Source organism: Sorangium sp. So ce406 (assembly GCF_051474675.1).
Classification (GTDB): Bacteria; Myxococcota_A; Polyangia; order Polyangiales; family Polyangiaceae; genus Sorangium; species Sorangium cellulosum_G.
This window is the reverse complement of record NZ_CP150340.1, coordinates 5,462,044-5,485,538: the sequence shown is the minus strand read 5'-3', so window position 1 is coordinate 5,485,538 and position 23,495 is coordinate 5,462,044. Positions and strand designations below refer to the sequence as shown.

Here is a 23,495-nt window from a genome sequence, read left to right as displayed (position 1 = left end):
CGGCCTCCCGAGGCCCCGGCGCCCCTCGCGACCGCGCGCCGCGCGCTCGCTGCGTCCTTTCTGGTATCGTGGCGCGAGTGTCGCTAGACCTGGGCCGCCTCCTCATCTCCGCCGGCGCCGTCTCCAAGGCTGAGGTCGAAGCCGCCCTCTTCGTGGCGGTCCTGCGGGGCATCTCTTTCCCTCGCGCCCTCATCGACCGCGCGGCGATCAGCGAGCGCGCCCTCGAGGAAGAGCTCGATCGCCGCGGCGGCCTCGCGTTGCGGCAGGTCGTCGGCGCCCGCGACCTCGTCGCGCGCCTGCCGCGCGCCATGTGCCGCCGCCTCGGCGCCGTCCCGATCCGCGTCGACCCCGGCGTCGGCACCGTCGATGTCGCCGCCGCCGATCCGCTCGATCGCCACATCGCCGACGAGTTCAGCTTTCACCTCGGCGCGCCGGTGCGGATCGTCCGCGCGCCGATCACGGCGATCGAGGAGGCGATCCGCGCCCTGGAGCTCGATGAACGCGAGCAGATCCCGGTCCGCTCGCGCCGGGCGACCCCGGCATTCCCCCACGGCGCGCCGCAGTCGACCATCCCGCCGCCGCCGTCGTACGAGGTGCCGATCCCGCTCATCCGGCGCGCCTCGGTGCCCTCCTTCGACGAGCCGAGCCTGGCCGAGCCGGAGGTCGCCCCCGCTGGTCGCCGTGGCCGGGCGCACAACGGCCACGCCTTGCTGGCCGACGCGCCCCCGCCGCAGGAGGACCCGATCCTGCCGCTCCGTCACGCGAAGGCTGCGCCCGGCGCCCCCGTTGCGCGCGCCTCGTCGTCCTTCTCGTCGGTCGCGCGGCGCCCTCTGGACGCCGAGCGCGGCCCCGACGCGGGCGGGGCCGCGCTGCGCGCCCGGGCGACCGAGCCGCCTGCCGTCTCGTTCCCGCCGCCTCCGCCGGTCGAGATCTCCCCGCCGTTCAAGCTGCTCGCCTCGATCATGCCCCAGAGCTCGCCCGGCCCCGGCAGCGGGCCGGACAGCGCCGGGCGGGAGCCGGCGCCCTCCACGCGGCGCCTCGGCCGTTTGCCGCTCGACGCGGCCTCCGGGCTCGCGCCGTCGTCGGCGCGCCAGGGCTCCGCCGACGCGGACGGCCTCTCGGCGCGCAGCGGCGGCCGTCCGGAGAGCGCCGTGCCGGCGTCGAACAGGCGCTCCGGGCGGCTCCCGGCGCTGCCCCCCGCGCCCGAGCCGGATCTCTCCGACGCGCTCGACGACGATCCGCCGCCGCAGCCCTTCGTCGATCTGAGCGACGTCATCGACGCGCTCTACCTCGCGCGCACGCGCGACGATGTCGTCCGGCTCGCGCTGCGGGGGCTGCGCCTGCTCGCGGTGCGCGTCGCGATCTTCGCCGCGCACCGCGGGGTGTTCCGGGGCTTCGCCTGCAACGCGGAGTTCGGCGACCAGGAGGCGCTGCGGAAGCTCACCCTTCCGATGGACCAGCCGAGCGTCCTCGCCACGGCGGTGGCGACCCACCTCTACGTGGGCCCGATCCCGGGCACGCCCACCCACGCCCCGTTGCTCGACGTCATGGTCAACCCGAGCCTCGACGTCGCCGCCGTCTCGGTCCAGGTCGTCGGCCGGCCCGCGATGATCCTGGTCGCCGATCGGATCATCGACGCCTCGAGCGGCTCGCGCCGGATGGTCGAGCTCGCGCGCGCGGTCGGCGAGGCGTTCAGCCGGATCCTGTCCGCGCGCGGGTGAGCTGCCGCGCGACGCCCGTCTCGGCCGCCGGCGACGCGGCCACGGTGATCCGGCGCGCTCCACACCGCCGCGGCGGAGGAGCAGCAGGGCGTCGCGCGCGACCCGCTCGGCGGCGCCGCCGAGGACGACGCGGCCACGGAGCGCGTCGCGCGCGGAGCGTCGCTCGATCGCGCAGCGCGCTCGATCGCGCTCCTCCTGCGGCGTGCTCGCTCGCCGAGCGTGAGGTGCCGGCACGGATCGCGTTCGCGATGAGCGTCGCGCGTGCGGCGCGTGTCAGGTGGAGCATGTAGAGCGCGTCGGGAGGATCTCCCTGAGCGCGTCGGGACACGTTCGTGGAGCGCATCAGGATGATCTCCCTGAGCGCGTCAGGCGTCGCTCGCGGGCACGTCAGGGCGATGCGGATCGCGTGCATGCGCGCACACCTCGAGCGCCCGACGTGCCTGACGCCGGAGACGCTCGCGCGCATCGACTCGCGCACATCGAAGCGATGCTCGCGCGCATCGACGCCGCTGCCCGCGGCGACGAACTCGAGCGGCACCTTCTCCACGCCGCGATCGCACGCGCGACCGTCGCAGCGATCTGCAACGCGCCGCGCGCGCTCGCGGACGAGCGCTGGACGCGCCAACCCTCTGAACTGAACGTCGGTCATATAAAGCGGTGGCCCGCCAGAGCGCGGCGCCCCGGCGGTCGCATCGCGGTTGCATCTGCGGCGCGACCGCGCCGGTCGACGGCGCGACGCTGCGCCTTCGCTTGCCGCTGTTTCTGCGCTCGCGACGCGTCTTCGTGCGCACCGCGCGCAGCGCCGCCGGCAGCGCCACGCGGGCAGCGCCGCCGCCACCGCGTTGCAGACATGCGCGCCTCGGCTTTCATCTACGCAACCCAGGCAGGAAAATCCCGATGCTTGTCGCCCTGCAAGTGCGCGTTGCTCGAACTCAAGAGGTGTGATTTTCCAGTGTATCTGTTCGAGACGATCCGCGTGATTCGAGTGGTGCGAGAATTTTCTTGTGAGGGGAGAACCACGTACGCTCCTTTCGAAATTTTTTACAATTCCGAACCCTTTTTATGAACGTCGGTCAGATTTGGCTATCCGACTGAGGGTCAACTTGGGTTAAGGCATTTGTGTCTCACCGAGTTCGCGTGGACAGCGTGATTCGCCTCCCCCGAAAGGAGCCTCAAATGCATCCTGCAAAGCCGCACCAGAGCAATGTGGTCACCCGTAAGTTCGCAGTGGCGGTCGTTGGTTTGACCGCCGTTGTGGCCGGTTGCTCGGCAGACGTCGGCGACGCCAACACCGAGGCAGTCGGCACCAATCAACTGGGATTTGACCACTTCGAGCGGAGCGTCTTCCGCGAGGCCGACACTGGCGTCTACATTGTTAACGGGGACACGCCTGTCGTCGATATCAAGCATCTGCGCGAGTTCTGGGAGGCGCATGTGCGCGATGGTGCGCTGCTCGTCAACCAGTCAGGTCGGAGAGACGCTATCTGGACGACGGAGGAGCGGCGCGATCTCACCTACTGCGTGAGCACGGATTTCGGGAGCAGGTACGAGACGGTCGTGGCGGCGATGGAGGAGGCTGTCCAGGCGTGGGAGGAGGTCACCGACGTCGACTTCATTCACGTGGAGTCGGCCGACTCGCGCTGCACGTCGAGCACCAGCAGCGTCCTGTTCGACGTGAACCCCGTGAACGCGGGCGGCCAGTACCTGGCGCGCGCCTTCTTCCCCGGCCAGTCGAGGTCGACGCGGAACGTGCTCATCGACAGGACCGCTTTCGGCAGCACGCAGCCCACGCTGACCGGCATTCTCCGCCACGAGCTGGGGCACGTCCTCGGTTTCCGGCACGAGCACACCCGTCCTGAGGCCGGCACCTGCTTCGAGGACAACAACTGGCGCGCGCTCACGGAGTACGACGGAGCGTCCGTCATGCACTATCCCCAGTGCAACGGCACCGGCGACAGGACGCTCAACCTCACGCCGAAGGACATCGAAGGCGTTCAGTCGCTCTACGGCGGTCCCACCGGCGGCGGTGGCGGCGGCGGTGAAGGCGGCGGTGGTGGCGGCGGCGGCGGAGGCGGCGGCGGCGCCGGGACGCCGGTCACCGAGACGTTCAGCGGCCGTGTCGCGCGAGGGGCGTTCGATGCGGTCGGGCCGGCCGACGGGATCGAGGTCGTGCCCGGGACCACCTTCACCGTCGTCATGACCGGGACCGGAGATCCCGATCTCTTCGTGAAGTTCGGCTCTGCGCCGACGGCGAGGTCGTTCGATTGCCGGCCTTACCTCAGCGACGCCAACGAGACCTGCACGCTCGAGGTCCCCGAAGGCGAGACGAGGGCCTTCATCAAGGTGCACGGCTACACGGGCTCGACCTACGACATCGAGGTGAGCTACTCCGCCCCGGGGGAGCCCGCGGCCGGAGGCGGCACCGCGACATCGACGAGCTTCGAGGGATCCCTCGCGCGCCGCCAGACCGCGCCGCACGGACCGATCTCCGTCGTCCCGGGGACGTCGTTCCGGGCCGTGCTGAGCGGCACCGGCGATCCCGATCTCTACGTGCGGTTCGGCGCGGAGCCCTCGTTGAGCACCTTCGACTGCCGTCCTTACCTCGACGGCGCGGACGAGCTCTGCGAGCTGACCGTCCCGGAAGGGCAGTCCGAGGCCTTCCTGCTCGTGAACGCGTACGTGGCCAGCACGTACAAGGTGGACATCAACTACACGACGCCCTGAACCGCCGGTCGCGCGGACCGCAGACGGTCGAGGCGCGCGAGGAGCGCGACGGGCGAGAAGGTCGCCCGTCGCGCGGAAATCGCGCGACGCGGAGGACACCGAGGACGGCGATCGCCGCTTCTCGGTGTCCCCCGTGAAGGATCCCACGAAGCTCCAGCCCGTCCGCGGGTCGGCTCATCCAGAGCGCCAGGACGCGGCAGCGCCATTCCCACCCGCCTCGCAGGCCGTCGGCTCCGCGGCCACCTCGCCGAGGGGGAGGGAGGTGATGAACTCGTCATTCACCGACAGCGCCGCGTCGCCGAGCACCACGAACGTGTCGCGGCCGTCCTCGACGACGAGCTGGTCGCTCAGGATCTCGTGGCTGGCGGCGGCGACGTGGTCGAACAGGCGGATGCGCGGCGCAGCCTGCGCCGCCCGCCGCGCGACCCACGCCGCGACGGGCGTCACCGTCGAGCTCACCGGCGCGTAGATGGTGGCCTCGCCGGTCGGGATCCGGACGAAGCCCGAGGCGAGCCCGGCGCGGCGGAGCAGCGCGGCGCCGTGCTGCGGATCGAGGATCATCCGCTTCACGACGCCGGCGGCGTCGCTGAGCGAGACGTCCGCGTAGACGAGGCGACCCGAGGCGTCGAGCTCGGCGTACTCGCGCAGGACGCCGCCGGGCGGGAGCGCGCCGGCCGCTGCGGCGCCCCTGCTGGGCTCCGCGCGCGACGGGCGGGTCTCGCTGGAGAGCGTCTCCGACCCATCCGGCCGGATCCGTCGCTCCACCCGGCTCTGCGCCCCGGCGGCGCCGAAGAACGTGTAAACCTTCATCTCGGCGTTCGCGCTCGTGTCCCCCGGGAGGCACGCGGCTGCCCCCCGAGCGACCGGATCCGCGGCCGGACGTGTCGCGCTGTCGCCACAACCCACGAGCAGGCTGCCCGTGAGCGCGACCGCGAACAGTGAGGTGCGTGTGCTCATACCCACTCTTCGCCCGCGCCTCCTGTTTATTTCATGCGCGCTCTTTTTTGACGAGGCTGCCTGCCGGTTTCGCCCAGGCAGGGGGCGGACGCCGCGGCGGGCGCGTTCCGGACACCGCGGGGCAGCGCGCGCAGAGGAGCGAGGGAGGCGCGGCGGCGCGGGGCGCGACGCGACGGAAGCGGCGCGCGCCGGGCACGGCGCGATGGACGTGCGCGGCGCGTGCGCGAGGAAATCGACCCCGGCGCCGCGGTGAATGGTAGGCTGCACGCGCGATCCATCCGCGGACGCCGCTGCTTGCCCATGCCGAACGAGACCCCTCCCGCTCATCGCTTCACCTGGCTATTGGCCGCGCTGCTCGTGGAGTCGGTGGCGTTCGCCGGATGCGTTGGAGATCCGTTTCAGGTCGGCGGCGGCGGCGGCGGTGAGCCGATCGGCGGCGGCGGCGGCGAGCCGATCGGCGGCGGTGGCGGCGAGCCGATCGGCGGCGGCGGCGCCGGAGCCGGAGCCGGAGCCGGAGGAGAGACCGGCGGGGGACCGCCGTCGATTCCGGTGACCTGGCCGGACTCGCCGACGAAACGCTGCTCGGACGGGACGATCGTGGTGGAGCGGTGCCCGGGACCGTCCGATCCCTTCTTCGGACAGGACGGCAACTACGAGATCGCCGTTCCCTCCTACACGGATCGCGAGGACACCGTGAGGGACTCGGTGACCGGGCTCGCCTGGGAAAAAGGGCTGGAGGACGTGACGTTCACGTTCGCCGCCGCGCAGGAGCACTGCGACGCCCTCGCCGTCGAGCAGCACGGCGGCCTGGCAGGGTGGCGCCTGCCGACCCTGCGCGAGCTCGTTTCCATCATCGACTTCGGCAACACGACGGCGTTCCAGGACATCTTCGTGACCACCCCGGGCAGCATCTACTGGTCCGCGACCGACGTCGCCGGCACGGATGGCTCGTTCGCGTGGGGCGTGCTCACCACCGACGCATCCCTCGGGTACTACTCGAAGGCGGGCATGACCAACGCGCGGGCGCTGTGCGTCGGCGGCGGGGAGGCGATCCCGCCGGCCGATCTTTCGACGTTCGGCGAGGAATGGGCGCTCGATCGCTCGACGGGGCTCGTCTGGCAGCGCCAGCACGCCACCGGAACGTTCGACTGGAGCGACGCGCTCGCGCACTGCGAGGACCTCACCCTCGCCGGCAAGAGCGACTGGCGGCTGCCGAGCGCGAAGGAGCTGCTCTCGATCGTCGATGATCAGCTGACGGGGCCGGCGATCGACCCCGAGATCTTCCCGGGGGCGCCGTCGAGCATCTTCTGGTCGTCGACGCCTGCCCTCGGCAGCGCCGACAGGGCCATCGTCGTCAACTTCAACAACGGCGCGTCGCAGGACAACTCGGTCCGCGATCGGCGGCTCACGCGCTGCGTTCGCTCCGACGGGTGAGCGCGCCCCGCGCCGCCTGCTCCCGCGCGGCGCGCGTGCGATCGAGGAGCGTCGCGGTCGCGCGCGTCGCGACGAGCCGCCGTTCGTCGCGGCGGCGCAGCGGGCGTTCGCCGCGGCGGCGCAGCGGGCGTTCGCCGCGGCGGATCAGCCCGCGGGCTTGACGAACTTCAGGACGAAGCGGTCGCTCGTGCCCCGCTTGTCGCCGGCCACCATGGGCGAGGCGTTCCAGTCGCGCGTGTCCGTGGGGCTCCGGAGGAACGCCGCCTCGGCCTCGAGCCGGAAGCCGGCCCGCTCGATCTCCTCGCGCACGACCTTCTGCTCGATGCGGTGGAGCGTCTTCACCTCGGCGACGCCCGTCCCGTCGCGGCCGCTGTGATCGATGATCGCGAACACGCCGCCCGGCTTGAGCGCGCGGAAGATCGCGCGGTTCATCGCGGCCCGGTCCACCTCCAGCCACACGGCGTCGTGATAGAAGAGGATCAGGAACACGGCGTCGAGATCCCGCGCCTCGGGCGGCAACGGGTCGTCGAGCTCGCGGTCGACCCGGACCACCGTCTTCATCACGGGCTTCTTGAGCCGCTCGCTCCACGGCTTCTCCGCGAAGCGCTCGAGGACGAACCGGTTGTTCTGCCCGTAGACGACCCCCCCCGGGCCCACCGCCCGCGCCAGGAGCTCGGCCGTGTAGCCGCCCCCGGCCATGAGCTCCGCGACCTTCATCCCCGGCTGAATGCCGAAGAACGCGAGCGTTTCCGCGGGTTTCCGGCCGGCGTCGAGCGCCTTGTCGGCGTCGGCACGGTCGGCGGCCTCCACGACCGCGCGCACGGACGCGGGCACCTCGACCGAGGTGACCTGGGACGGCGCCGTGGCGGCCGCGTCGCTCGGGGCGGGGGCCGGCGCGGCCGGCGCCGCGTCGGGCGTGCCGGCAGGGGCGGCGGCCGGAGCGGACGGCGCCGCGGGAGGCGCGGAGGCACAACCGGTGAGCGTGGCGAGGGCGAGGGCGAGGAGGGCGTGATGGCGTCGCACGCCGCGCTGCTAGCCGAGCGGGCTGAGCGACGCAAGCGGGTCGACGCCGCGCGCGGCGCCTGGGAGCGGGTCAGGGCAGGTGGACGACGGCGGTGTCGGCGCCCGACACGGTGACGGAGATCTGCTGCGTGCGGGCCGGGTCGACCCCCGAGGTCGCGCGCAGGGTGAAGCTGCCGCAAGGCCAGCGGTACTCGCCCGGCGCCCGCACCTCGGCGGGGCCGCCCGAGACGAGCCACGCCTCGCCCGCGTCGATGCGCAGCGCGCCCTGGCACGTCGCGGCGCCCGGAGGGGTGGGGGCGGCGGGGACGGCGTCCGGCGCGTTCGCCGCCGGAGCCGGTCGGTGCAGCGGCACGATCGCCGCCCGCGCCGCGGCGGCGATCTGCGGCCGCGCCACGGCAGCAGCGCGCTGCGCTGCCGCGGGGTGCGCCGCGCTCAGCCGGCCCTTGCTGACGCGCACGCCGGCGACCGCGATGCCGGCCAGCGCAGCGCACGCGATCGCCGCCGCGAGCAGGCGCTGCCGCTTCGCCCCCGCCGCCGGGACGGCCACGCCGGGCGCCGAGGGCGGCGGCCGGAGCTCGTCTCGCGTCCGCTGCGCCGGGCCGAGCGCCGCCTTCGCCGCCGGGGCCAGGAGCGGATCGAGCGAGCCCTCGTCTCCCGAGACCGGTGCCACGGCGTGGAACCCGCCGCTGAGGGGGGCGCTCGACGGCTCCGAGAGCGCCGCGTCGGCGCCCTCGAGCGGCTCGATCCCGCCGGAGGGCGCCAGCGACGGCGCGCCAGGGCGCCGCGTCACGCGCAGGGCGAAGGGGGCGTCCTCGTCGGCGCGCGTCAGCTCGCCGCCTTCCAGATCGTCGTCGCCGAGAGGGTCAGGCGCAGGGGGGGCGGACGTGGAGGGACCCGCAGGGCGCGACTCGGGCGGCTCCCTCAGCGCCGCGCTCACGAGGGCCGCGAGGTCCTCGGGCGCGCCGATCTCGTGGCCGGCGTCGCGCAGCGCCTCGATCGCCTCCAGCATCGCGCGGGCATCGGGGAAGCGGTCTTCCCGGCGGGGCGCGAGCGCGCGCGCGAGGAGCGCCTCGAGCGCCGAGCTCACCTCGGGACGGAGCTCGCTCGCCCGCGCCATCTGCCCCTCGCGCGCCGCCGCCATCCGCGTGGCGGCGCTGGTCCCCGGGAACGGACGCTCGCCCGTGAGCATCTGGAAAAGGACCACCCCGAGCGCGAACAGGTCGGCGCGGGCGTCGACCTGCTCGCCGTCGAACTGCTCCGGTGGCATGTAGGTCGGCTTCCCGACCAGATCGCGCCGGGCAGCGTCGCCGGCGCCGCCCCGCGTGGCGAGCGCCACGCCGAAATCCGCGATCTTCACCGCGCCGCTCAGCGAGATCAGCACGTTTCCCGGGCTCACGTCGCGGTGCACCATGAGCCGCCCCTCGGCGGCCGAGCGCTCGTGCGCGTAGCCCAGCCCCTTGAGCACCTCGGACGCCACGAAGAGCGCCACCGGCACCGGAACAGCCTCCCCGCGCGCCCAGAGCCACTTGCAGAGCCGCCCGAGGTCCGTCCCGGACACGAGCTCGAGCACGAGATAGAAGTCGCCCGCTTCATCGATGCCGAAGTCGAGCACCGCGTCGATGTTGGGGTGCTCGAAGCGGGTCATCATGCTCGCCTCGGCGATGAACAGCTGCCGGAGGTCGTCGTTGCCGGCGTGCATCGGGACGATTCGCTTGATGGCGACGGGGACCTCCGCGCCGTCCGGCCCGAGCGCGACCGCGCGAAACACCTCGCCCATCCCGCCGCGCGCCATCCGCGGTCCGATGGCGTAGTGCCCCAGAACAACCCCCCTCGGTGGCGCGCTCTCCACGGTGCCCCGACTCTAGATGGCACCGAGGGGCGGGGTAAAGGGGCGACCGCGCTCGACCACCGGAGATCCCTGCGGTCGATTGCACAAATCGACTCGCGGTGTTGCTGTCACCGACGGAATTGCGCTGTCCTGACCGCCGCGACGAGCGGCCGCGACCCGTCCGGGGCGCACACGGGGCGGTGGTGCGGGTTGCGCCGACGTGCGGCGCGGCGCGCGGCGGATGTCGCTCGATCTGCGTGGGTCTGATACAAGTCCGCTCAGGACATGACGCACTCTGCCTCGACCGAGCCGACTCCCGTTGTCTTCATCACCGGCGCCTCCGCTGGATTCGGCGCTGCGATCGCCCGCCGCTTCGCTGGCCTGGGGGCCCGTCTGATCCTCGCGGCGCGCCGTCACGAGCGCCTGGAGGCGCTCGCGGACGAGCTCACCGGCAGGGGAGCGGGCCCGTCGAGCGGCGGCGGGCGGGCGGGGGCCGCGGTGCACATCGTGCGGCTGGACGTCCGCGACCGGGCCGCGGTGGACCGGGCGGTCGCGGAGCTCCCGCCGGAGTTCTCCGAGGTGTCGGTGCTGGTCAACAACGCGGGCGGGGCGATCGGCCTCTCGCCGGCGCACACGGCGGACCCCGACGACTGGGAGCAGATGGTCGACACGAACATCAAGGGGCTGCTCCACTGCACCCGGGCGCTGCTGCCCGGCATGGTGGCGCGCGACCGCGGGCACGTCATCAACATCGGCTCGGTGGCCGCCGAGACGCCGTATCCCGGGAGCAACGTCTACGGGGCGTGCAAGGCGTTCGTGGCGCAGTTCTCGCTGAACCTGCGCGCGGATCTCCTCGGCAGCCGGGTGCGCGTCACCGACATCGAGCCCGGCCTCGCCGAGACCGAGTTCTCGCTGGTGCGCTTCAAGGGCGACCGCGACCGCGCCGCCGCCGTCTACCAGGGCGTGAAGCCGCTCTCGGCCGAGGACATCGCCGAGTCCGTCGTCTGGTGCGCGACGCTCCCGGAGCACGTCAATGTGAACCGGCTCGAGCTGATGCCCGTCATGCAGGCGTACGCGGGTTTCGCGGTGAAACGAAGCTAGATCCGCGTCGCCCAGGCTCACCCCTGGATTCAGGAGAGATGGAACCACAGAGGCACAGAGGGCACAGAGGTGAGAATGAGAGAGGGACAGAGGTACGCCGTCTATTGATACCTTCTGTCTCTCCTTCTTACCTCTGTGCCCTCTGTGCCTCTGTGGTTCATTTTTCTCCCCCTCACGGAGCTCACGCCTGGTGGAGCAGGAGCGCCAGGAGGCCGAGCGCGGCGCGCTTGCGGAGGCCCTCGACGGACTCGGTCGCGCCGACGCAGAGCGGACAGCCGGCCTGGTCGCAGCGGCAGCCGGCGATGAGCTGCCGCGTGCGCGCGAGCAGCTCGTCGCGCTGCTCGTAGATGCGCTCGGCGAGGCCGACGCCGCCAGGCACGTTGTCGAACAGGAACAGCGTCGGATCGAAGACGCCGGCCACCTCGCCGCCGGGCGGGGGCTCCGGCGCCCGCGCCTCGCTGCCGTCCTCGAGGGTCTGGCCGATGTCGCGCGGATCGCACATGAGCGAGAGCGTCGCGACCGTCTCCAGCGCCCGCGCGATCCCGCGCAGCCCGTCGATGGCGGTCGCGCGGCCGAGGCCGAGCTCCTCGCAGAGCGGCTCCGGCACCGTGAGCCAGAATGATGTCGTGTGCATCTGGATGTCAGGCAACCGCACGTCGCCGTAACCCGTGTTCTCGTGGGTGTAGAACTTGATCTTCTTGTACCCCACCACCTTCTCCACGATGCTCACCTCGCCGAACGACGCCGCCGCCCGGCCGAGCGGGGACGTCGCGCTCTCGTCGAGGATGCTCACCTTGCGGTGGGTGAGCGCGGTCGTGAAATAATCGGGGACGACCTTCGTCACGAAGGCCTTGTGGTTCTCGTAGTCGAGCCGCTCCACCTGGTACTGCTCGCCGTCGTGCTGGTAGATGGCCTGTTCGTGGAGCATCGTCGGCGCGGCGCGCCAGTCGAGCTCAGCGAGCGTCTTGCCGTGCGCCTTGTCGATGATGACGAAGTTGTCCCAGCCCACGGAGCGCAGGCTCACGTGGTTCGCCGGGTAGGCGTCCGTGGCCCAGTGAAAGCGATCGTTCGACTCGTGGACGACCCCGTTGTCCTGGAGGAAGCGGAGCGCGGCCACGGTGTCGTCCGGCGGCATCGCCGCGTACGACTCCCCCTTGAGGAACGGCAGCTCGAACGCCGCGCACTTGAGGTGCTGCACCAGGATCTCGGTGTTGTGCGGATCGATGCGCGCCGACTCGGCCCCTCGCTCGAGCAGGTAACCCGGGTTCCTCGCGAGGTACTGGTCGAGCGCCGCGCTGGTCGCGCACAGGACGGCGATGCTCGTCTTGCCGCGCCGGCCCGCGCGGCCGAAGCGCTGCCACGTCTCGGCGACCGACCCGGGGTAGCCGGCGCAGATCACCGCGTCGAGCTCGCCGATGTCGATGCCGAGCTCGAGCGCGTTCGTGGCCACGACGCACAGGATCTCGCCCTCGCGTAGCCCCCGCTCGACCCGGCGGCGCGTCTCCGGGAGGTAGCCGCCGCGGTACGCCATGATCGCGTCCTCGGCCCCGATCTCCTTGCCGACGCCCTCGCGCAGGTACTTCAGCATGATCTCGACCGAGTTGCGCGACTGGCCGAACACCAGCGTGGGCACGCGGGCGCGCGCGAGATCCCCGGCGAGGCGCACCGCGCTCTTCAGGGTGCTGGCGCGCACGCCGAGCTCGGCGTTGACCACGGGCGGGTTGTACAGGAAGAAGCGCCGCGGGCCGCGCGGGGCGCCGGACTCGTCGATGAGCTCCATCTCGTCCTCGTCGACGCCGAGCAGGCGCGCGGCGTGCGCCCGCGGGTTGCCGATGGTCGCCGTCGCGCAGAGGAACGTCGGGCTCGATCCGTGGAAGGCGGCGACGCGGCGCAGCCGGGCGATGACGTGGGCGACGTGCGAGCCGAACACGCCGCGGTAGGTGTGGAGCTCGTCGAGCACGACGTAGCGCAGGCGCTGGAACGTCCGCGCCCAGTGCGCGTGGTGCGGCAGGATCCCCGCGTGGAGCATGTCGGGGTTGGTCATCACGATCGGGCTGCGCTCGCGCGCCGCCCGCCGCGCGTCGCCCGGCGTGTCCCCGTCATAGACGATCGCCGGGATCGTGAGCCCCGCCTCGCGGATGAGCGCGTGCAGGCCCGCCTCCTGGTCGCGGGCGAGCGCCTTGGTCGGGTAGAGGTAGATCGCGCTGCCGCCCTGGCCCGACGCGGCGCCCTCGGCCAGCGCGTCGAGCACCGGGAGATGGAAGCAGAGGCTCTTGCCGCTCGCGGTGGGCGTCGCGACGACCACGTGCCGCCCCGCCTGGGCGGGCTCCGCCGCGCCGCCGGGGTCGAGGCGCGCCGCGCGCGCGGCGATGAACGCCCGGGCCTGGTGGTCGTAGAGCCGGGTGATGCCGCGCCGCTCGAGCGCGCCGCGGAGCGCCGGCGACAGCGCCTCGGGCATCGGGGCGGTGCGCGCCTCCGCCGGCGGCAGCTCGCGATCGGCCGTGAAACAAGGGCGAACGTAGCCCGAGGCCAGCCACGACGAGATGACCGTCTCGACGCCGGTCTCGATCTTCCAGGGGGGCGACGGCATGACGCGGGCATACTAAACAGATGCGCCGTGTCACTCAACCGGATCGGGCACGGCGGGCGCGGTGGATGGATCTTCCATGATCCATGGAGGCGGACCGAGTCGACGCGGCGCGCGGCGCGGATCCGGCGCGACGGAGGTCGCAACCGGCGCGGCAGGCGCGCGTACGGTCGAGAGAGGAGCTCTCATGTCCGCGGGCGAGATCCGGTGTTCGCGGCCCGCCGGCGCGGCCGAGGTCCTGCTCGCGCGCACACGGGCGCGCCGGCGAATGACCCGTTTGCGCGCAACGGATGGGAAGCGCGGATACGGCGCGTGAGGCGATGTCTCAGCGTCGTCGCCGCGCCTGCTGCCTCGACGGACAGCGCGCTGCGCGCCTCGTGGGCGCGCTAGGGCGCGGCCCGAGGGCCTGCCGGCCTGGTGTGCTGGTTGCCTGAGGATCGAGCCGACCGGCGACGGAGACCCGGAGTCGAGTCCCACATCCGCAGTTTGACCCGCCGATCCCGGAGCACCGCGCGACCGCGCGGCCGCTCGTCCGGGGCCGGCCACGAGGTGTTGACCATGAGAAAGGCAGTGTTCTTGACGCTCCTCGGCGCGTCGGCGGCGGGGTGCGCCGCGCGCACGGCCACGTTCGACGAGCGGCTCTTCGCGTCGCAGGCGCTGATCCGGACCGCCGAGGAGGTCGGCGTCGAGGAGGTCCCGCAGGCGGACCTCCACCTCCGCCTCGCGCGGGAGCAGGTGCAGAGAGCGCAGCGGCTGTCGGCCGAGGGGGCGCCCGATCGGGCGCGGCGCATGCTCCTGCGGGCGCAGGCGGACGCGGAGCTCGCGATCGCCTGCGCGCGCGAGGCGCGGGCCCAGGCCCTCGCGCGCGAGGCGCTCGGAGAGGTCGGATCCATCCAGGAGCAGCTCCGCTAGGGGCGCGGGAGGAGGCGCGGAACCATGCGATGCAACCAGGGGACGGTGGCCATGCTGCTCCTCGGCGGGCTCCTGGGGTGCGCGAGCACCCCGCTGCCGCCGAAGGAGCTCATCAGCGCGAGGAAGAGCTACGAGCGCGCCCGGGCGAGCGCTGCCGCGGAGCTCGCGCCCACGGACCTGTACGACGCCCGCGAGGCGCTGGAGCGCGCGGAGCGCGCGTTCGCCGATGACGATGAGCTCACGGAGGCGCGGGACCTCGCGTACCTCGCGGATCGCCGCGCGCAGCTCGCCGAGGCGCTCGGGCGCATGGCGGCCGCGGAGCGGCAGCGCGGCGCGGCCCTCCAGGCGTACGGCGAGGTGCACCTCGCGCTGCGCCGGAGGCGGGGGCCGCCGGCCGATCCGGTCAAGCCGGACGATCCGCCCGCGCCGCGGGAGGTGCCGGCGGCGCGGGCGCGCGCGCCCGGCGGGCAGCGCCGGCTGGTGATCATGAAGGGGCGGTGATCGGGCGCGGAGCGGCGTGCCGCCGCGGCTGCCGCGCGGCGGCCGCGGCGCACGGACGAGGACGGCCGCCGGCCGGCGTCGCTCTGCTCCAGGCTGTTTGCTCCGCGCTACGGCATCGCGTAGAAGCGAGGACGATGTCCTCCGACGGACCGCACGCACCGCACGGTCTGCAAGCACCGCGCGCGTCGACCGCCGGCCACCTGCCGGACGAGCTCCCCCCGGGCGAGCGGGCCTCGCTCACCTTCATGGCGATCGTGGCGTTCGTCTCGTGCGCCGCCGATCTGGCGACGAAGGCGTGGGCGCACGCGCGGCTCGCGGGGTTCGACGCGAAGCGGTCGGGCGCGAAGGTCTTCACGGTCATCCCGGACCACCTGGACTTCATCTTCGCGCAGAACCCCGGCGGCGCCTGGAGTTTCCTGCGCGGCCTCCCGGACGGGCTGCGGCGGCCGTTCTTCCTGTTCGTCTCCGCCGCGGCGACCGTCTTCATCGTCTCGATCTACCGGCGCGTCCACAGGGACCAGACCGCGATGAAGTGGGGCCTCTCGCTGGCGCTCGGCGGCGCGATGGGGAACCTGGTCGACCGGATCCGCTACGGCTGGGTCATCGACTTCATCGACGTGTACGTGTCGCGCGGCGGCCAGGAGTTTCACTGGCCGACGTTCAACGTCGCCGACATCGCGATCGTCGCCGGGGTCATCCTGATGTCCTCCGACATGATCGCCTCCGCCCGCAGAGCGGCCGCGCCGGACGCCGACGGCGGGTCTGCGCGCCCTGCGGGCGGCGACGCCGGCCCTCCGCTCTCGACCGAGGCGCCTCCTCCCGCCCCGCCGGCGAGCTGAACGCCGGAATCACCGGCGCCGTCAGCGCTCCCGGAGCAGGCCGCGCGGGGGGAAGGGGAGGCAGCGCGTCCCGACGGGCGCCGCGCCCGGAGCGAGCAGCGCGGCGGGCGGCCGACGTGCGAGACGCACGAGACTGCGCGCCCGCGGAGGGAAGCCTTTGCCGGAGCGCTCCGTTTGTCGTAGAGGAACGCGTTCCGCATGACCGAAGACGCGACGCCGCGAGATGCCGCCGTGGAGACGAAGGGTGCCGACGCGGAGCCGGAGCGCTCCGCGCGCCTGGACGCGCCGGGGGGCGAGCCGCCGGCTCGCGCCGGACGCGACGACGAGGAGCGCGGCTCCTCCCCGGACGGAGACGCCGACGACGTGGTCGCGCCGGCGGCGCCGGTCTACCGCCCGTCGTATCCATTCCTGATCGGCGTCTCGTTGATCACGCTCGCCGCCGATCTCGGCACGAAATGGTGGGCCAAGGACCGCCTGGAGCCGCGGGCCCTCGCGGAGCTCGCCGACGCGCCGCGGCCGCTCGCGTTCCGGAAGATCGAGGTGATCAAGGATCACCTGAACCTGATCCTCGCGAAGAACCACGGCGGGGCGTGGGGCATCCTCGGCGACGAGAGCGAGGCGATCCGCCGCCCGTTCTTCCTGCTGATCTCGCTCGCCGCGATCGTCTTCATCGTCTCGCTGTACCGGAAGCTCCACCCGTCGCAGATCGCGCTCAAGTGGGGGCTGCCGCTCGTGCTGGGCGGCGCGCTCGGGAACCTCGTCGACCGGGTGCGCTACGGGTACGTCATCGACTTCATCCAGGTCCGCTTCACCCCGACGTTCGTGTGGCCGACGTTCAACGTGGCCGACATCGCGATCGTCGTGGGCGTCGGGCTGATGGCGATCGACATGTTCTCTCCGCGCCGCCCCGAGCTCGCGGCGAAGCCCTCCGGCGCGCCCGGGGCCAAGGCGTCAGCGGGCTGACCATGCGCCCCGAGCTGTTCCGCCTGCTCGACGTCGCGTTTCCGGCCTACTTTCTCCTGCTGCTGACCGGCTTCCTCTTCGCGACAGCGATCGGCGCGCTGTGGGCGCGGCGGATCGGCGAGGACCCGGACGTCGTCGTCGACTTGGGGCTCGCCTGCCTGCTCGCGGGCATCGTCGGCAGCCGGCTGCTCCACGTCGTCGCCGACGGATACTTCTGGGATTACGTGCACCTGTGCACCGACCCGTCGCAGGTCGACTGGAAGGTCGAGCAGGCGCTCTGCGAGCCGCGGTACCACGGCGTCTGGGACGCCGCGAAGGGGGTCTGCCACCCGACCGAGCGCGATTGCCTCGCGTGGGCGAAGTTCTGGGCCGGCGGCCTCACGTACTACGGCGGCTTCCTCGGCGCGTCGGCGGCGGCGTACTGGCTGCTCAAGCGCGACCGGTTCCCGTTCTGGAAGGCGGCGGACATGGCGGGCTTCGCGGTTCCGCTGGGCCTCGGGTTCGGCCGGATGGGGTGCCTGCTCGCGGGCTGCTGCTTCGGGATGCGCACCGACGGGGCGCTCGGCCTCTCGTTCCCGCCGAACAGCCCCGCCAGCGAGGCGCAGTTCAAGCTGCACGAGCTCGCGAGCCCGCGCGCGCCGTCGCACCCGGTGCACCCGACGCAGATCTACGAGTCGGCCATGTCGTTCGCGATCGCGGCGATCTGCCTGCTCTACGTCCACGGGCGGAAGCGGTACGACGGGCAGGTCTTCGCGACGTTCCTCGGGCTCTACGCGCTCGGGCGCTTCACGCTCGAGTTCGCGCGCGCCGACGACCGCGGCGGCCTCCTCGGCCTGTCCACGTCGCAGCTCATCGGCGTCGCGATGGCCGCCGTCGCGGTCGCGATCCACGTGAAGCGCAGCCGCAAGCCAGCGCCCGCGGAAGCGGCGCCCGCGGCCTGAGCGCCGGGCGCGTCGCGCCGGCAGGCCGGGGCCCGCGGCAGGAGGGGGGTCCGCGGCAGGAGGGGGGGTCCGCGGCAGGAGCGGGGCCGCGCTCCAGGGGGCCGACGTCCGCGCGAGGGCGACGGGCGGGAAGAAGAAAGACGAGCGATCTTCCCGGCGTACGGCGTTGCGGCGGCCTCTCCGGGGCGATCCCGGCGGCAACGCGCGCCGCCGGTCCGTCAGCCCTTGGTGACTTCCTTCTCCTTGCGCTTCTTGTACGCCGCGCGCTGGGCGTCCGTCGGCGGCTTGCCGAAGACGTACGCGAGGCCGATCGAGGCCACGTAGAGCAGGCACATCGGCACGGCCATGACGAGCTGGCTGGTGATGTCGGGCGGCGTCAGGACGGCCGCCAAGACGAAGGCGGCGAACACGAACCAGCGGCCGAACATGATCAGCTGGAGGTAGTTGACGATGCCGGCGATGGAGAGGAACAGCACGATGAGCGGGATCTCGAAGATGATCCCGAAGCCGAGCAGGAGCTGGGCGACGAAGTCGAGGTAGTCGCCCATCATCACGGTCGGCGTGATCGTGATCCCCTGATCGCCGACCGTGCCGGCCATGCTGAGGAAGTAGCCGAACGAGATCGGGAACGCGGCGCGCCAGCCGAAGAGACCGCCGCCGACGAACAGGAGCGTCGAGAACAGGACGAACGGGATGACGTAGCGCTTCTCGCGCGCGTAGAGGCCGGGCGCGACGAAGGCCCAGAGCTGGTAGAAGATGAACGGCGAGGCGAGCGCGGCGCCGCCGATCATCGACAGCTTGAAGTACGCGACGAACGCGGCCGCCGGCGCGCCGAAGTGAAGCGACGGGTTGCCCGGCAGGCTCTGCTCCCGCCACGCCTGCACGAACGGGACGGTCAGGAAGTGCAGGAGCTTCTCGCGCACCTCCCACCCCACGATGCAGGCCAGGAAGAAGACGAGGATGCTCCGGACGAGCCGCTTGCGCAGCTCGTCGAGGTGCTCCCAGAACGACATCGGCTTGTCCTCGGAGTTGTCCTCCTCGGCGTTGCCCGCCGCGCCGGTCGTCGAGGTTTCGCTCTTCGCCGCCACCTGCTCCTGGCTCATGACGCCGCTCCGCTCCCCGCCGCGCCCTGCGCCGCCGTCTCCGTCGCCGCTGCCGTCTCGATGGCCGCCGGCGCTGCTGCCGTCGCCGTCCCCGCCGGCGCTGCTGCCGCCGTTGCCGTGTCCGCCGGCGTCGCTGCCGCCGCTGTCTCCGCCGTCGTTGCGCCCTCGGCCGTCGCCGCGGGGCTGGTCGTGCCGGCCGGCTCGGCGTCGAGCTCGGCGCCGTACGCGTCGCAGCCGAGGACGGGGTACTCGCGCTCCCGCAGCGGCTTCACGTTCGGCGGGGGCTCGGGCACGGGCTCGGGCTCGGGATCCGGCGGCCTCACGCGCGGCGTGGACGCGACGACCGTGCCGACGGACGCGGCGGCGTCGCGGATCGGCGTCACCAGCGTCTCGATGACGTTGACGCGCGACAGGGCGCGGAGCTCGCGGATCTCGCGCTCCAGCCCCTCTTGGCGGATCAGGTCGTCGATGCCGCTCTGTGTCCGGAGCTCGGTCGTCATGCGGCGAAGCTTCGAGACCCAGCTCCCCGCCGTCCGCATCATGGCAGGTAGCCGCCGGGGGCCGATCACCACGAGGCCCACGATGATGAGCACCACGATCTCGCCGAAGCTGAAGCCGAACACCGGCGCAAGCTAGCGCGCGCGGGGGCGGGGATCCATAGCGACCCTCACACAGGCCGCGGCGGTGTGCTGGGCGCTCCGACAGCGGCGTCCGGCGCCGCTCTGGACCGGGACGACGCCCCGCGGCCGCCCGAGCGCTGCGCTTCGACCTGCGCCTGCGATCGCGCGAGCTGCCCGCAGGCCGCGCCGACGTCGCCGCCGCCCGAGTAACGCACGATCGACCCGACGCCGGCCGCCGTGAGGACCGCGCGGAACGCGGCGAGCCGCGGCGAGCGCACGAACGGATCGGCCGCGGCGCTCCGCTCCTCGGCGGCGTGCCGCTCCTCGGCGGCTTGCCGCTCCTCGGCGGCGTGCCGCTCCTCGGCGGCGCCGGGCGAGGGCACGGGGGCGTCGGACGTGCCGATGGCGTTGTACGGGATGAGGCTGAGCCGCGGCGAGATCCCGTGCTGCGCCGCGAAGCCGCGGGCGAGCGCGGCGAGGCTCGCGGCGTCCTCGTCGGCGTCGTTCTGGCCCGCGAGCAGCGTGTAGGCCCACATCGGCGCGTGCCCCGTCGCGCGCGCGTGCTCGCCCGCGGCGGCGAGCACCTCCTCGAGCGGATGCGCGCCGTCGATCGGCATGAGCTGGCGCCGCCTGCCAGGACGCACCGAGCCGAGCGAGAGGCCGAGGCGGACCCCGGGGACCTCGGCCGCGAGCCGCCGGATGCCCGATGGCAGCCCCGCGGTGCAGACCGTGATGTTGCGCATGTCGATCGCCTGCGCGCTCGGCTCCGAGAGCACCCGGATCGCCTGGATGACCCGGTCGGCGTTGGCGAGCGGCTCGCCCATGCCCTGGAACAGCACGCCGTGGACACGCGCGCCGCCGCCGACGGTCGCGCCGAGATCCCGGCGGATGAGCCGCACCTGCTCGACGATCTCCCAGGCCTCCAGGTTGCGCGTGAGGCCCATGCGCCCCGTGGCGCAGAAGGCGCAGGCGAGCGCGCAGCCGACCTGCGAGCTCACGCACGCCGAGTACCGGCCCGGCCGCTCGAGCGGGATCCGCACCGACTCGACCATCGCGCCGTCCTCGAGGCGGAAGGCGTACTTGACGAACGGATCCTCGGCGCTCGCGCGCCGCTCCACGAGCGCGAGCGTCCTGACCTCGCCGACCGCGCGCACAGCGTCGAGCGCGGCGCGCCGGACCGTCGCGGGGGCGCGCGCGGGCAGCTCCCCGAGGCGGTGCGCCAGCGAGACGATGCGGCGCGCGTCGGTGAGATCGATGCCGCACGCGGCGGCGAGATCCGCCGGGAGCACGGCCTGGAGCGCGAGGCGGGGGCGGCGTTCGTCCATGCTGCTCTGGGGCGAGCCGCTCGAGGGCGAGCTGCTCTGGGGGCGGAGATTCACGGCCGGTACCGACTAGCGCGCCAGGGCGGCCCAGTCTACGGTCGGCCGCGCATGCTTCGCCCGATCCGCTGGATGTGGCGCGCTATCGCGCCTCTCCTCGCGGCAGGGCTCGCCCTCGCGCCGCCGGGCGCGGCCCTGGCGTCGCCCGAGGACGTGCTCGGCTTCGGCGCCCGCGCGAGCGCCATGGGCGCGACGGGCGCCGCGGTCGCGGAGGGGTACGAGGCCGTCCACGCGAACCCGGCGCTGCTGTCGCTGTCGCGTGAGCGCCGGCTGACGCTGGGGATGGAGGGCGCGATCTTCGACCTGCGCGCGGGCGACCGGCGGCTCCCGTACGCGCCGCTGCGCGGCAGCCTGATCGGCGCCACGGTGCCGATCCCGTTCGGCGGCGCGCTCGCGGACCGCGTGACGATCGGCCTCGGCTTCTTCGCGCCGTTCGACGTGGTGGTCCGCGGGCGCATCCTCTACCCGGAGACGCCGCAGTTTCCGCTCGCGGACCGCACCCAGTCGGTCGCCGTGCAGGCGGCGCTCGGCGCCGCGATCGGGCGCGGCGTCCGGGTGGGGGGCGGCTTCGCCGCGCTGGCCGCGCTGTCCGGCTCGGTGACCGTGGCGACCGACAGCACCGGCCGCGTGGGCACCCTCGTCGAGGACACGCTCGTCGCGAGCTACGCGCCGATCGTCGGCGCGAGCTACGACCTCGGCGACTACCGCCTCGGGGCGACGTTCCGGGGGGAGCTGGTCGGGCGGTTCAACGTCGTGATCCACGCCGAGGATCTCGGGGGGATCGCCGTGCCGCCGCTGAACATCGCGGGGATCGCGCAGTACGATCCGGCCGAGGTCGCGCTCGAGGTGGCGCGCGTGAAGGGCGGCTGGAAGGTCGCGATCGGCGCGACGTACAAGCGGTGGTCGGACTACCCCGGCGCGGTCGAGGCGACGGTGCGCTGCCCGGACGTCGACCCCGACACGGGCGAGCCGTTCACCGGATCCTGCGCGGCGCCTTTGCCCGGGGATCCGGGGTACTCCGACACGGTGGTGCCGCGCGTCGGCGTCGAGCGCAGCGTCGCGCTGCGGCCAGGGGCCACGGCGCACGCGCGCGCCGGCGCCTTCTTCGAGGCGTCGCCCGCGCCCGAGCAGACGGGCGCGTCGAACATCTATGACAACGCGCGCCTCGGGCTCTCGCTCGGCTACGGGCTGGCGCTCGCCGCGCCGCTGCCGCGGCTGACGCTCGACCTGTTCGCCCAGGTCCAGCTCCTCCTGCCGCGCGCGCACCAGAAGCGCGGCGAGCCGGGCGCGGGCGCCGGGGAGGACGGCGTCGTGCGCGCGCGGGGCGTGCTCGTCGCGGGCGGGACGGCCGTCGGGGTGGCCTTCTGATGCGCCGGCTCTCCTGCGCCGCGGGCGTGCTGCCGGCCTTGCTCGTCGCCGGCCCGGCGCGCGCGCACGCGCCCGACGCGTACGGGCTCGGCTCGCGGGGCGCCTCGATGGGCGGCGCGCTCGTCGCGGACGCGACCGATTTCTCGGCGGGCTACTACAACCCGGCGGGCCTCTGCGGCGCGACGGGCCTCGGCCTCTCGCTCGGCTACGCGTACGCGTCGAACCACCTGCGCACGAACGGCCGCGACAGCGGCGTGCGCGACGTCCACGGGCTCTCGGGCGGCCTTGTCGCGCCGGGCGAGGTGCTCGGCGTGCCGTTCGCGTTCGGCCTGGCGATGTTCCTGCCGGACGACGGGCTGTCGCGGATCAAGGCGATCCGCCAGGAGACGCCGCGGTGGGAGCTCTACGACGACCGGCTCTCGATCCTGTTCCTGGCCGCGAACGTCGCGGTGCGGCCGCTCCCGTTCCTGGAGGTCGGCGGCGGCGTCGCCTTCCTCGCGTCGACGCAGGGCCGCTTCTCGGTCACCGGCCGCGCGGACGCGCTGTCGCCTTATGACTCGGCGCTCCGCCACGAGGTCGACGCGGATCTCACGTCGATCCGCTACCCGCAGCTCGGCGCCCGGGTGCGCGCCGGAGACCTCGGGTTCGTCGGGATCGCCTACCGCGGGGAGGCGAAGCTGCCGCTGTCGATCGACGCGCGGCTGCAAGGGGTCGTCGACTTCGCGGGCATCGAGGTGCCGCTCCTGTACGAGCTCGAGTCGCGCACCGTCGACGCGTTCCTCCCGCGGCAGGTCGTCGTGGGGGCGAGCTTCCAGCGGATCGAGGGCCTGCGCGTGAACGTGGACGTCACGTGGGTGGACTGGTCGGCGTACGAGAGCCCGGTGGCGAGGACGCGGGCGCACCTCGAGGCCGCGCCGCCCCCGGACCTGCCGCTCGATCTGCCCGACGATCCGCGGCCCACGTCGGTGGTGCCGCTCCGGTTCGCGGATCGGCTCGTGCCGAGGATCGGCGTCGAGGTCCTCGCCCTCGCGGCGGGGAGCCTGCGCGAGGTCGCCGGGCAGCAGGGCGAGCGCCGCGCGATCGAGGTGCCGCTCCGCGCCGGCTACGTCTACGAGCGCTCGCCGGTCCCGCCGCAGACGGGCGTGACGAACTACGTCGACGCGGACCGGCACACGATGTCGCTGGGCGCCGGCGTCGTCCTGAACCGGCCGCTGGAGGAGCTGCCGGGGTCGGTGCGGATCGACCTCCACGGGCAGATCTCCGTGCTGCCCGAGGTGGTGGTGCAGAAGGACAACCCGGCCGACTTCGTGGGGGATTACAGCGCGGGCGGGACGATGGTGAACCTTGGCGCGACGGTGACAGCCGCGTTCTGACCTCGTGAACGAGGTGAATCGCGCGGGAGTCGCCGGCGCCGGGATACTTCATGGGTCCTCGCCGGAATACCCATTCACGGCCACCTGGGGTCTTGCAGGCTTGACATCCGGGGTGTTTTGC

General features: G+C 73.3%; 19 protein-coding genes. 12 read left to right on the top strand and 7 right to left on the bottom strand.

Going from position 1 to position 23,495, the window contains the following annotated elements:
* Positions 1-77: 77 nt before the first annotated feature.
* The 3 genes from WME96_RS20170 (at position 78) to WME96_RS20160 (ending at position 4,445) form a co-directional block, all read left to right on the top strand.
* Complete coding sequence (locus WME96_RS20170; protein ID WP_437291723.1) at positions 78-1,721, top strand: hypothetical protein; 1,644 nt, start codon at positions 78-80, stop codon at positions 1,719-1,721.
* Positions 1,722-2,208: 487 nt separating this feature from the next.
* Complete coding sequence (locus tag WME96_RS20165) at positions 2,209-2,787, top strand: hypothetical protein (RefSeq protein ID WP_437291722.1); 579 nt, start codon at positions 2,209-2,211, stop codon at positions 2,785-2,787.
* 110 nt (positions 2,788-2,897) lie between these two features.
* Entirely contained in the window at positions 2,898-4,445 is a 1,548-nt protein-coding gene (locus tag WME96_RS20160) for a M57 family metalloprotease (protein ID WP_437291721.1), read from the top strand.
* Positions 4,446-4,619: 174 nt separating this feature from the next.
* Here the strand turns inward: WME96_RS20160 and WME96_RS20155 are convergent, their stop codons facing one another.
* On the bottom strand, positions 4,620-5,402 hold the full coding sequence (locus WME96_RS20155; RefSeq protein WP_437291720.1) for a hypothetical protein: 783 nt from the start codon (positions 5,400-5,402) through the stop codon (positions 4,620-4,622).
* Positions 5,403-5,702: 300 nt separating this feature from the next.
* Here WME96_RS20155 and WME96_RS20150 point away from each other — a divergent pair, with 300 nt between their 5' ends.
* Complete coding sequence (locus WME96_RS20150; RefSeq protein ID WP_437291719.1) at positions 5,703-6,836, top strand: DUF1566 domain-containing protein; 1,134 nt, start codon at positions 5,703-5,705, stop codon at positions 6,834-6,836.
* A 144-nt stretch (positions 6,837-6,980) separates the two neighbouring features.
* Here the strand turns inward: WME96_RS20150 and WME96_RS20145 are convergent, their stop codons facing one another.
* Complete coding sequence (locus WME96_RS20145; RefSeq protein WP_437291718.1) at positions 6,981-7,859, bottom strand: class I SAM-dependent methyltransferase; 879 nt, start codon at positions 7,857-7,859, stop codon at positions 6,981-6,983.
* Between the two features lie 70 nt (positions 7,860-7,929).
* A complete protein-coding gene (locus WME96_RS20140) occupies positions 7,930-9,651 on the bottom strand; it encodes a protein kinase domain-containing protein (protein WP_437291717.1) in 1,722 nt (573 codons plus the stop codon).
* A 321-nt stretch (positions 9,652-9,972) separates the two neighbouring features.
* On the opposite strand from WME96_RS20140, the gene WME96_RS20135 reads away from it, so the two are divergent.
* Positions 9,973-10,788: an SDR family oxidoreductase gene (locus WME96_RS20135; RefSeq protein WP_437291716.1), complete on the top strand. Its 816-nt coding sequence runs from the start codon at positions 9,973-9,975 to the stop codon at positions 10,786-10,788.
* A 181-nt stretch (positions 10,789-10,969) separates the two neighbouring features.
* Here WME96_RS20135 and WME96_RS20130 read toward each other — a convergent pair whose 3' ends face one another.
* Complete coding sequence (locus tag WME96_RS20130) at positions 10,970-13,378, bottom strand: DEAD/DEAH box helicase (protein WP_437291715.1); 2,409 nt, start codon at positions 13,376-13,378, stop codon at positions 10,970-10,972.
* Positions 13,379-13,933: 555 nt separating this feature from the next.
* On the opposite strand from WME96_RS20130, the gene WME96_RS20125 reads away from it, so the two are divergent.
* The 5 genes from WME96_RS20125 (at position 13,934) to WME96_RS20105 (ending at position 17,531) form a co-directional block, all read left to right on the top strand.
* The gene (locus WME96_RS20125; protein ID WP_437291714.1) at positions 13,934-14,287 is read left to right on the top strand and encodes a DUF4398 domain-containing protein; all 354 of its coding nucleotides are present in this window, start codon (positions 13,934-13,936) and stop codon (positions 14,285-14,287) included.
* Between the two features lie 24 nt (positions 14,288-14,311).
* Positions 14,312-14,788, top strand: coding sequence for a DUF4398 domain-containing protein (locus WME96_RS20120; protein ID WP_437291713.1), 477 nt, complete (start codon positions 14,312-14,314; stop codon positions 14,786-14,788).
* A gap of 134 nt (positions 14,789-14,922) precedes the next feature.
* Positions 14,923-15,627 carry a signal peptidase II gene (gene lspA / locus WME96_RS20115; protein WP_437291712.1) on the top strand — a complete coding sequence of 235 codons (705 nt, stop codon included), beginning with the start codon at positions 14,923-14,925 and terminating at the stop codon, positions 15,625-15,627.
* Between the two features lie 198 nt (positions 15,628-15,825).
* Positions 15,826-16,590 (top strand): signal peptidase II, encoded by a 765-nt coding sequence (gene lspA, locus WME96_RS20110; protein WP_437291711.1) that lies wholly within the window; start codon positions 15,826-15,828, stop codon positions 16,588-16,590.
* A 2-nt stretch (positions 16,591-16,592) separates the two neighbouring features.
* Complete coding sequence (locus tag WME96_RS20105; RefSeq protein ID WP_437291710.1) at positions 16,593-17,531, top strand: prolipoprotein diacylglyceryl transferase; 939 nt, start codon at positions 16,593-16,595, stop codon at positions 17,529-17,531.
* Positions 17,532-17,749: 218 nt separating this feature from the next.
* On the opposite strand, the gene tatC is transcribed toward WME96_RS20105, so the two are convergent.
* Genes tatC through rlmN form a run of 3 tightly spaced genes read right to left on the bottom strand, consistent with a single transcriptional unit; the run spans position 17,750 to position 20,633 of the window.
* Positions 17,750-18,634 (bottom strand): twin-arginine translocase subunit TatC, encoded by an 885-nt coding sequence (gene tatC / locus WME96_RS20100; RefSeq protein WP_437291709.1) that lies wholly within the window; start codon positions 18,632-18,634, stop codon positions 17,750-17,752.
* Positions 18,631-19,257: a Sec-independent protein translocase protein TatB gene (gene tatB, locus WME96_RS20095; protein WP_437291708.1), complete on the bottom strand. Its 627-nt coding sequence runs from the start codon at positions 19,255-19,257 to the stop codon at positions 18,631-18,633. Before tatB ends, tatC begins: the two co-directional genes overlap by 4 nt.
* Positions 19,258-19,301: 44 nt before the next feature.
* The gene (gene rlmN, locus WME96_RS20090) at positions 19,302-20,633 is read right to left on the bottom strand and encodes a 23S rRNA (adenine(2503)-C(2))-methyltransferase RlmN (RefSeq protein WP_437291707.1); all 1,332 of its coding nucleotides are present in this window, start codon (positions 20,631-20,633) and stop codon (positions 19,302-19,304) included.
* Between the two features lie 51 nt (positions 20,634-20,684).
* On the opposite strand from rlmN, the gene WME96_RS20085 reads away from it, so the two are divergent.
* Both WME96_RS20085 and WME96_RS20080 read left to right on the top strand, forming a co-directional pair.
* Positions 20,685-22,001 (top strand): OmpP1/FadL family transporter, encoded by a 1,317-nt coding sequence (locus tag WME96_RS20085; RefSeq protein WP_437291706.1) that lies wholly within the window; start codon positions 20,685-20,687, stop codon positions 21,999-22,001.
* Positions 22,001-23,374 (top strand): OmpP1/FadL family transporter, encoded by a 1,374-nt coding sequence (locus WME96_RS20080; RefSeq protein ID WP_437291705.1) that lies wholly within the window; start codon positions 22,001-22,003, stop codon positions 23,372-23,374. The genes WME96_RS20085 and WME96_RS20080 overlap by 1 nt, the downstream gene beginning before the upstream one ends.
* Positions 23,375-23,495: the final 121 nt, after the last annotated feature.

Bases quoted from the DNA above. Each gene is read 5' to 3' on its own strand.
- WME96_RS20165 (WP_437291722.1), top strand. From the start codon at position 2,209: ATGCTCGCGCGCATCGACGCCGCTGCCCGCGGCGACGAACTCGAGCGG.
- WME96_RS20160 (WP_437291721.1), top strand. From the start codon at position 2,898: ATGCATCCTGCAAAGCCGCACCAGAGCAATGTGGTCACCCGTAAGTTC.
- WME96_RS20155 (WP_437291720.1), bottom strand. From the start codon at position 5,402: ATGAGCACACGCACCTCACTGTTCGCGGTCGCGCTCACGGGCAGCCTG.
- WME96_RS20150 (WP_437291719.1), top strand. From the start codon at position 5,703: ATGCCGAACGAGACCCCTCCCGCTCATCGCTTCACCTGGCTATTGGCC.
- WME96_RS20140 (WP_437291717.1), bottom strand. From the start codon at position 9,651: ATGGCGCGCGGCGGGATGGGCGAGGTGTTTCGCGCGGTCGCGCTCGGG.
- WME96_RS20135 (WP_437291716.1), top strand. From the start codon at position 9,973: ATGACGCACTCTGCCTCGACCGAGCCGACTCCCGTTGTCTTCATCACC.
- WME96_RS20130 (WP_437291715.1), bottom strand. From the start codon at position 13,378: ATGCCGTCGCCCCCCTGGAAGATCGAGACCGGCGTCGAGACGGTCATC.
- WME96_RS20125 (WP_437291714.1), top strand. From the start codon at position 13,934: ATGAGAAAGGCAGTGTTCTTGACGCTCCTCGGCGCGTCGGCGGCGGGG.
- WME96_RS20120 (WP_437291713.1), top strand. From the start codon at position 14,312: ATGCGATGCAACCAGGGGACGGTGGCCATGCTGCTCCTCGGCGGGCTC.
- lspA (WP_437291712.1), top strand. From the start codon at position 14,923: ATGTCCTCCGACGGACCGCACGCACCGCACGGTCTGCAAGCACCGCGC.
- lspA (WP_437291711.1), top strand. From the start codon at position 15,826: ATGACCGAAGACGCGACGCCGCGAGATGCCGCCGTGGAGACGAAGGGT.
- WME96_RS20105 (WP_437291710.1), top strand. From the start codon at position 16,593: ATGCGCCCCGAGCTGTTCCGCCTGCTCGACGTCGCGTTTCCGGCCTAC.
- tatC (WP_437291709.1), bottom strand. From the start codon at position 18,634: ATGAGCCAGGAGCAGGTGGCGGCGAAGAGCGAAACCTCGACGACCGGC.
- WME96_RS20085 (WP_437291706.1), top strand. From the start codon at position 20,685: ATGCTTCGCCCGATCCGCTGGATGTGGCGCGCTATCGCGCCTCTCCTC.
- WME96_RS20080 (WP_437291705.1), top strand. From the start codon at position 22,001: ATGCGCCGGCTCTCCTGCGCCGCGGGCGTGCTGCCGGCCTTGCTCGTC.